The 8,497-nt window shown below is 51.7% G+C and carries 8 protein-coding genes; 6 read left to right on the forward strand and 2 right to left on the reverse strand.

The genetic code is table 11. The annotated features are described in order from the left end of the window. Window positions 1-130: 130 nt before the first annotated feature. Window positions 131-1,492, reverse strand: coding sequence for a metalloprotease PmbA (gene pmbA, locus KDK13_RS11820; RefSeq protein ID WP_257285173.1), 1,362 nt, complete (start codon window positions 1,490-1,492; stop codon window positions 131-133). A gap of 203 nt (window positions 1,493-1,695) precedes the next feature. Here pmbA and KDK13_RS11825 point away from each other — a divergent pair, with 203 nt between their 5' ends. The 5 genes from KDK13_RS11825 (at window position 1,696) to yjgA (ending at window position 5,759) form a co-directional block, all read left to right on the forward strand. Then, window positions 1,696-2,127, forward strand: coding sequence for an ankyrin repeat domain-containing protein (locus tag KDK13_RS11825; protein ID WP_257285174.1), 432 nt, complete (start codon window positions 1,696-1,698; stop codon window positions 2,125-2,127). After that, window positions 2,072-2,857 carry an ankyrin repeat domain-containing protein gene (locus KDK13_RS11830; RefSeq protein WP_257285175.1) on the forward strand — a complete coding sequence of 262 codons (786 nt, stop codon included), beginning with the start codon at window positions 2,072-2,074 and terminating at the stop codon, window positions 2,855-2,857. Before KDK13_RS11825 ends, KDK13_RS11830 begins: the two co-directional genes overlap by 56 nt. Window positions 2,858-3,074: 217 nt before the next feature. Further along, window positions 3,075-3,797: a 2OG-Fe dioxygenase family protein gene (locus tag KDK13_RS11835; protein WP_257285176.1), complete on the forward strand. Its 723-nt coding sequence runs from the start codon at window positions 3,075-3,077 to the stop codon at window positions 3,795-3,797. After that, entirely contained in the window at window positions 3,728-4,960 is a 1,233-nt protein-coding gene (locus KDK13_RS11840; RefSeq protein WP_257285177.1) for a cysteine desulfurase-like protein, read from the forward strand. Before KDK13_RS11835 ends, KDK13_RS11840 begins: the two co-directional genes overlap by 70 nt. 256 nt (window positions 4,961-5,216) lie before the next feature. Then, window positions 5,217-5,759: a ribosome biogenesis factor YjgA gene (yjgA, locus tag KDK13_RS11845; RefSeq protein ID WP_257285178.1), complete on the forward strand. Its 543-nt coding sequence runs from the start codon at window positions 5,217-5,219 to the stop codon at window positions 5,757-5,759. Between the two features lie 273 nt (window positions 5,760-6,032). Here yjgA and KDK13_RS11850 read toward each other — a convergent pair whose 3' ends face one another. Continuing rightward, complete coding sequence (locus KDK13_RS11850; RefSeq protein WP_257285179.1) at window positions 6,033-6,740, reverse strand: glycerophosphodiester phosphodiesterase family protein; 708 nt, start codon at window positions 6,738-6,740, stop codon at window positions 6,033-6,035. Between the two features lie 92 nt (window positions 6,741-6,832). On the opposite strand from KDK13_RS11850, the gene KDK13_RS11855 reads away from it, so the two are divergent. Next, on the forward strand, window positions 6,833-8,407 hold the full coding sequence (locus KDK13_RS11855) for an FGGY-family carbohydrate kinase (RefSeq protein WP_257285180.1): 1,575 nt from the start codon (window positions 6,833-6,835) through the stop codon (window positions 8,405-8,407). Window positions 8,408-8,497 lie beyond the last annotated feature (90 nt).

An 8,497-nucleotide genomic window follows, 5' to 3' on the forward strand; every position in this document is an offset into this window, starting at 1 on the left:
CACAAGTGGTTCCAGCTTTTGCGGGCAGCGGGTAGCGTCTGTAGAAATGTCGAAGTTATTTCAGTACAGCTCCATACCAAATCATGCTTTTCCTTTGCCTTTGTGGTTCCCTTCTTTTGTCTTTTACCAATCACTCACCGGCAAGCTTCATACTGCCAACCAGAATTGAGCCGGTCTGGATATTCCCACGCCTGTCCACATCACTGCCCACGGTCACAATATTGCGGTAGATATCCTTCAGATTACCGGCAATCGTCACTTCCGAAACCGGGAACTGAATTTCACCATTATCTACCCAGAAGCCACCAGCGCCACGGGAGTAGTCACCGGTAACGGTATTGACCCCCTGCCCCATCAACTCGGTGACCAGTAGTCCGGTTCCCATCTGTTTCAGCAGCGCATCAAGGTCTCCCCCATTGCTTTCCACGAACAGATTATTAACACCACCGGCATTGGCGGTGCTGTCCATCCCCAGCTTGCGGGCAGAGTAGGTGCTTAAAATATAATGCTGCAGAATGCCGTCAGTAATGAAGTCCTTGGCATAGGTCGCCAGCCCATCGTTATCAAAACTGGCGGACCCCAGCATGCTTTTCAGCAATGGTTGCTCATGAATACGCATCCATTGCGGGAACACCGGCTTGCCCAGGTGATCCAACAGGAAAGAGGCCTGTCGATAGAGGCTACCACCGCTGATCGCCCCCAGAAAATGAGCAATAAGACCTGAAGCCACCTCCGGCGCAAACAGAACGGGTACTTCTGCAGTACCTACTTTTCGGGCTCCTAGTCTGCGCACCGTGCGTTCAGCTGCTTTCGTACCAACAGCGATCGCCTTTTCCAGCTCGCTGGCATCACGGTTTACTGTGTACCAGTAATCCCGCTGCATCTCGTCACCCTGCATGCCAATCAACACCGCACTCAGGCTATGGCGACTGGAAACATAGCTGCCAATAAACCCGTTGCTGTTGCCATAGACCCGGCAACCCTGATGGCTGGAGACACTTGCACCATCGGAATTGACAATTTTATTACTGAAGGAGCGTCCGGCATCTTCACATTGCATGGCCAGATCAATCGCCTGTTGGGCATCAATTCCCCAGGGATGGTACAGGTCAAGATCCGGCAGTGAATCACCGTCCGCCATTAAAACGGAGTCGGCCAGCCCTGCATAAGGGTCCTCTGAAGCGTAACGGGCAATATCGCAGGCCGCTTTTACCGTTTCCCGGATGGCTTGGGGGCTGCTGTCAGAGGTACTGGCAGACCCTTTTCGTTTACCCAGATAAACGGTGATGCCCAGTCCCTGGTCACGGTTAAACTCAACCGTTTCAACGTCACCCATACGAACGCTGGCCGACAGGCCGGCATCCATACTGATGCCCACCTCACAGGCATCCGCTCCCTGCCTGGCGGCCTCAGCCAGAATATCACTGGCCAGTGTTTTCAGCCTGGTCTCTTCACTTCGTGGATCCAGTACTGCATTGGAAGGTTCGCCCATGATTGCACCTGATCTGTTGTGTTTATGCCTACGGAGGTTTTCAACTATTGTGCCGCTGTGAAGTTAATAATGCATCAGATAGATGATCAATTGCAGATTCAGAGTCTAATCAGCAACCTTTATCAAGACTTGCGCACTGAGCCTTGTGCACTATTTTCTTTAAGCGATTTGCTGTTTTTTGTATCTTGAGCGGGAATACGACAATGTTCTCAAGCGTCAGGACGGAGCATGACCATTCGCAGGAAATGGTAGCCGATGCCAGCGTGGAATCCACATCAGCAGTCGATCTCCCGTTGCCTGATAACACGACAGAGGTCGATCATTCAGAATCTGCAGTGGCCGTCTCAGGCAGCAGGCAGTTGCCTGCAGCGACAACTGATATGGCAAAGTTGATGGAACGGGCAATCTTGCGTAATGACCTGGCCACTGTCAACCATTTGCTGGACCAGGGCGTTGACCCCAATATCCGCGGTGCGTGTGGCTCTACCCCTCTGTATTGGGCCGTCGGCAGACTGGAAGATACAAATATCGTCAAGGCGCTGCTGGATCGCAGAGCAGACCCGAATCTTCACACCCTATTTGGAGGGAAAATACACTACGCCTTTTCTGGAAGCTGCAAGGCTGGGCAACTATAAAACCGTCAATTTGTTGCTGGACAGGGGAGCTGACCTGAACGCCAGTGACGATGATGGTCGCACAGCGCTGCATTTGGCCACTTCTTCCACCCATACGACAGCGAACACCAAGATCGTGAATTGCCTGCTTGACAGAGGTGCCTATATCAACGCCATTGACTGCATGAATCATACTCCGCTGCTCTTAGCGGTATTGAGATGCAGTATTTCGGGTGTTAACACTTTACTGCAAGGAGGTGCCGATCCAGATATTCCTGACCCGTGGGGTCAGACTCCACTTAACTGGACTCTACATTACTATCTCCATTTCAACATCAGCAGCCTGTTCTATAGCGTGCTGGCCAATGGAGCCAATCCCAATAAACCCGGTAGTTTAGGCAATACCCCACTGCATCGGGCGCTTCAACATCGTTGGCCGGAGATCGTTGACAGTCTGCTGGCCAATGGTGCCCATGCCAATATTCCCAATGAATCTGGTAACACCGCACTGGACATTGCTGCAGCCAGAGGCCTTGTTGATGCCCTGCACAATTACATTCCTGCTTATCAACCGAGGACGCTAATGGCCTGCGCCCGAACCTGCATTCGTTCAAGGCTGGTAGAGAACCGGGTGCCCTTGGCAAAAGTCCTGGCATCAGGCTCTGACTGCCTGCCGCTGCCGTATTCCATGAAGAACTATTTATACCAGCCGCTGACTTATTCGGGATCTGCCCTAAAAGCACGTAATTAAGATTCAGACTTGCGCAGAGAGCCTTGTACACTAATTTATCTAAACTAACTGGTGATTCATGCAATGACCAGGCAATGGCAGCTGATACCAAACCGGTAAAAAAATGCTTGTCCAGCTTCACCAGGCACGCTTCGTAGCGGATATGAACATCTAGATTATGTCGTCTATTATGTTGCAGACACCGTAGAACAGCATCAGTAATGGCAGGAGGGTGACCATGGCTGTTATTTCACCTGATTTTACCTTTTCACACCAGCGGCTGACTGATCTTGACCTGAACGCTTTTGCGCCTTTTTTTGCCAATCTTGCCGCTGACCCTTATGTCAGCGGTCACTACCGTTTTCGCCGTTACTCCCGCTTTACCGGGCCTGCAGAACGCCTGGAAAGATTACCTCACGATGACTTTGTCCAGTCCCGTGCGGTCAATTATCTCAGTGGCGACATTCTGCGGGAATTTGCCGAAATTGAACCAGCCTTGGCAGAGCTGCCGGAATTTCAGTCCCTGTTCAGACAGGTAAACGGTTTTTTCGGTCTTGATCCGGCACGTACCGTTTATGGCGTGCATCAAATCCGGATCACCTGCTCCGACGGTGATCACGGCTTGCCAGTGCCGGAAGGCATTCACCAGGATGGCTTCGACCTGATCGCCATCATCTGCACTGACCGCAAAAACGTCGAGGGGGCAGAGACTGGAATTTTTTATCATCCGGAACAAAAACCTGCCTATAGTGCTACGCTGTTGCCCGGGGATATTGTTTACTGTAATGACCGGCGGGTCTATCACTACACCTCTGCGCTGCAGGTCAGCAGTGGCGAAGTCTCCGGGCATCGGGATGTTTTCGTTATTACGGTAACCCTGGAGGATGAACAGTGGAAAAACAGCATACCTCAACCAGCCTCCAGCGCATCCGAGAGCAATTTCCAGCCCTTGAGCGGCTAGAGGGAAACCAGCGGGCCGTCTATTCTGATGCGCCGGGAGGTACCCAGGTTCCGGTATCGGTGATCAGTGCCATGTCCGATTACCAGCAATCGGGTTCCGCTAACCTGGGTGGCTTTTTTGCCACCAGTGAAGAAACCATGGCGCTGATCGGGCAGACAAGGGAGGCAGCAGGGCAGTTATTAAATGCCCCTGCTTACAGCATTGCCTTCGGTGCCAACATGACTTCCCTGACCTTTGCCCTGAGCAGGGCCATAGCCAGAACCTGGCAAAAAGGCGATGAGATTATTGTCTCATCGCTGGATCATGACGCCAATATCACCCCTTGGGTACTGGCGGCAGAGGAACGGGAATGTACAGTCCGGACGATGGAATTCACTGCCAGTCAGAATCTCTGCGTTACGGAGCTTGAGCGCCTGCTGTCCGGCAGAACACGACTGGTGGCGTTTACCCTGGCCTCCAATGTGACCGGCAGCATCACCCCGGCAGCAGAGCTGATTAAAGCTGCCCATTCCGTGAATGCCCTGGTTCATGTTGACGCCGTTCACTACACCGCCCACCGGTTACCGGATGTGCAGGCCCTTGATGCCGATTTCCTGGCCTGTTCTGCCTACAAGTTTTGCGGCCCTTACCTGGGGTTGATGTATGGTCGGCCAGAACTGCTGGGCAGCCTGAAGCCCTATAAAGTCCGGGCGGCAAATGACCAGCCGCCCTGGTGCTGGGAGACAGGGACACAGAACTTTACGGCGATTGTCGGCTTGCTGGCCTGTATTAAATACCATGGCTGGCTCACCGGTTCTGGCCATGACCGCAAGGGACTGCAAGCATCGGCAAACTGGATTGAGGAACACGAACGACAGTTGTCACAGCGGTTTCTTGATGGTCTCAAGCACATGGCCGGGTTCACCTTGTACGGCTCAGATACCACGGTTGGCCGAACCCCCACCTTTGCCCTGGCCCACCACCGACAATCCTCGGCCAGGCTGGCACAACGGCTGGCACGGCACGGCATCTACACCTGGTCCGGCCATTTCTATGCACTGGACCTGCTGGACCGGCTTAACCTTCAGGAGCGGGACGGGTTACTGCGCATAGGCTTTGTCCACTACCATACGCCGGAAGAGATAGACAGGGTGCTTGACGTTCTGGACGTTATTTCTGCGTGATTTGCCAGAGAATCGGTAGTGACACCATTTTGCAAGACAGCTGTCATTTATATCCTCAGGGTATTCCTGCAATGGCTGCATAGCCACAGGAACGCACTGATACACTGAGCCCGCAACAAAACGTCCATAGGAGTTGGGTAAAAACATCCCAATTGAGAAGCATTCTGAAGTAAAATACCGAGATATCCATTTTCCATCCATGGAACTGTTCTCTCATAAACAACGTTAGGCAGATTCCCATCAATGGCTATTCTCTATGAGTAAAAAGAGCCGTCGTATCCAGGAAGCCTGGGACGATGAAGAAACCGAAGAAATTATCTATGTCAGCAAATCCGAGCTGAAGCGAGACATGGATGAACTGAAAAACATTGGAGCCCGGCTGATGGAACTTAAACCGGCATTGCTGGATAAGTTGCCGCTGAATGATCGCCTGCGTGAAGCATTGGATGAGAGCAAACGCATCAAAAGCAACAATGCAAGAAAGCGCCACCTGGGCTTTATTGGCAAACTGATGGCTGACCAGGACATCGAGCCGATCATGGCGCTTCTTAACCAGCTGGATTCCTCCAGTGAAGAGTACAACCGCCGGTTTCATCAATTGGAGCGGTGGCGCGACCAGCTTATCCATGACGATGACAATCACACGGTATTGACTGAATATCTGGAGCACTACCCGGAAGCTGACCACCAGCATATCCGACAACTGGTTCGTAATGCCCAGAAAGAAGCGTCTCAGGACAAGCCCCCGGCGGCGGCACGGAAGTTGTTCAAGTACCTCAGAGAAGTGGACGAGATTTAACTATCACCATAAGCAGGCTGAACCAACCCTGCCGCCCCTCGCTCTGGAAGGTGTCGCAAAACTCGGAAAAATGGCTTGGATGCAGGTCGGTTTGCCTGCAAGCCGACTCGTGGCCCCACCGCCATCCCCAATGAATCTCAGAGGTTATGGTGCATGGCGGTTGGTCAGGTGTCGGCTTGCAGGCAAACCGACCTACGCGGAGAGACCCTTTTACGGGTTTTGCGATAACCTCGGAATCGTGGGAACGAGGCATACGGCCAAGGTGCCAGGCCTTCAGTCATCTGACAAAGGGTAATCGGAGAAAACACCGTCAACGCCATCCTCAATCAGTTGCCTGGCAACCATCAGGGAGTTGACCGTGTAGCAATACAGCTCATAGCCTGCGGACTTCACCCGGGAAATTTGTCGTTTTGACGTTCGCTTACTGTTGAAGTGGATAGATACCGCGTTGACCCGCAACGCTTTCTTGCGCCAGTTCAACGGCAGTCGCTCAAACAAACAGCCAACCGGAATATCGGAACGATCTGAAAATCGGACAAGTGCCCGATAATTAAAGCTGGAAACCAGAAGCCGGTCTTTTGGAAACTCAACCTCGGCGATGCTATTTACCACCGCTTCTACCAATCCCGACTCCGAACAGCCATTGGTTTTCAGCTCAAGGTTCACCCCTAAACCGAGCTGATTTATCAGTTGAAGCGCCTCTTTCAGCAGAGGAATCTTCTCATCTGAAAATTCCTCAGAAAACCAGCTTCCTGCATCAACGCTTTCCAGTCCGGAAACGGTTAATGACTGCAGCCGACCGTTTTTATTGGTGGTACGGTTCAATCGACGGTCATGAAAAAGTACACTCGTACCATCACCAAGCAGGGTAACATCCACCTCTACCCACTTCATCCCTTTCTCAGCAGCCAGTCTAATGCCTGCAAGGGTATTTTCCGGGGCCTCTCCGGCAAGGCCACGATGTCCGATTATCCTGCTCATGCGCATGAATTTTCCGCCTCACTAATTACCATGACCAAATGCAGGAACAGAGCTATTCTTATCCCGACACGGCAACGGGGACATTATCACAGATGCGACCTGTTCTACTCAGTATTGATGTTGGTACCCACAGTTTGCGCAGCGCTCTTGTTTCTCCGGAAGGGCATATCCTTGCCCATGATGAAGAGCCACTCCTGATCTGGAAAACCGCCAGCACCATGGAATTCTGTTCAGAGAATATCTGGGAAGCCCTGATAAACAGCGTCAATCGATTAATCTCTGGGCACCGGTTGAATCAGGAGGATATTAAAGGCATTGGTATTGATACGACCTACTCTCTGGTTCTGCTTAACCAGCAGATGCAACCAGTCCACCTGCCCGGCAGCCATCGTGCTGATACTTTTGGCTGGATGGACAGTCGCGCCAGTCAACAGGCTGCCTGTATAGCCAGAGAGTACCCGGGACTATTTGCCCATGCAGGCTCTGAAATCACCGCCAAAAGTAACTCAAGCAAATTACTCTGGCTCTTCCAATGTGCCCCACAAACCTGGCAAGCCGCAACCTGCATCCTTGACCTCTATGATTTCATCACCTGGAAGTTAACGGCCTGTCTGACCAGAACACCTGGTTCAACCAGCCATATCTTTACCAGAGATGCTGCAGCCCAGCTGAATATTGATATTCAGGCGCGATTTACTGGTGAATTGCTTGGGATTGGTGCTGCGATCGGGGATGGCCTGAGCCAAAGTGCAGCTGACCAGCTAAACCTCAAACAGGGAACCCCTGTTGCCACAGGTATCGTTGATGCCTATGGCGGCACCCTCGCCACCATACTGGCCAGCCATCACCGGGACAGTCAGCAACCACTGGACTGTATTACCAGAAGAGTCAGTTTCATCGGCGGAACGTCATCCAATTACGTCGCGTTCAGCAGGGAGATGTTAACCTGCAATGGTGCCGATGGTCCCTATGCTTCAGTTTTGGAAGGTTACTCGTTGATATATGCCAGGCAAACTGCGGCAGGTGCCTTTATTGATCACATCATTACATCACACCCGGCCTATAGCTCAATCTATGATATCTCGGTCAGCCTGGGTGTTGGGGTTCATGAATACCTTAACCAGATTCTCAATGAGCTGGCTGGTAACAATAGATCGGAATACGATGATAATGTGAGCAAACTGACAGCGCACCTTCATATGCTCCCTTACTTTGACTCCCCTGAAGTGAATCAACCACAGCGGGGTATGATTACCGGACTCACGCTGGATAAAAGTCATCAGTCGTTAGCTGTACTGTACCTTGCCAGCATTCAGGCCCTGGCCCTGGATGCACGCTATCAGTTAGAGAAGTTAAAGAAAGCCGGGTATGACGTTGAACTGTTAATCCCCACCGGGGGACTGGCAAAAAACCTACTGTTATTAAACGAACATATCAACATACTCAATGTTCCGGCAGCCATTATGGAGGAAAAAGAAAGCATGCTGCTCTCCGGAGCCATCACCAGTTCGGTGGCTGCTGGTATATACGCCAGTATTGAAGATGCCATGAGAGCCATGAGTCACTACCACCACAGGATAGAACCCAACCGGCAGCTGATGGATTTTTACCAGAAAAAGTACGACATATTTTTAAAGATGAAGAAGTGTCAACAATCGTGGGAATGAAATTTGGTAGCTTCATTAAAGAAGGAAAAGAGAGATGGGGTGGGCGAAGGGGCTCGAACCCTCGACCGCCGGAATCACAATCCGGAGCTC

Source organism: Endozoicomonas sp. SESOKO1, from assembly GCF_024606265.1.
Lineage (GTDB): Bacteria > Pseudomonadota > Gammaproteobacteria > Pseudomonadales > Endozoicomonadaceae > Endozoicomonas.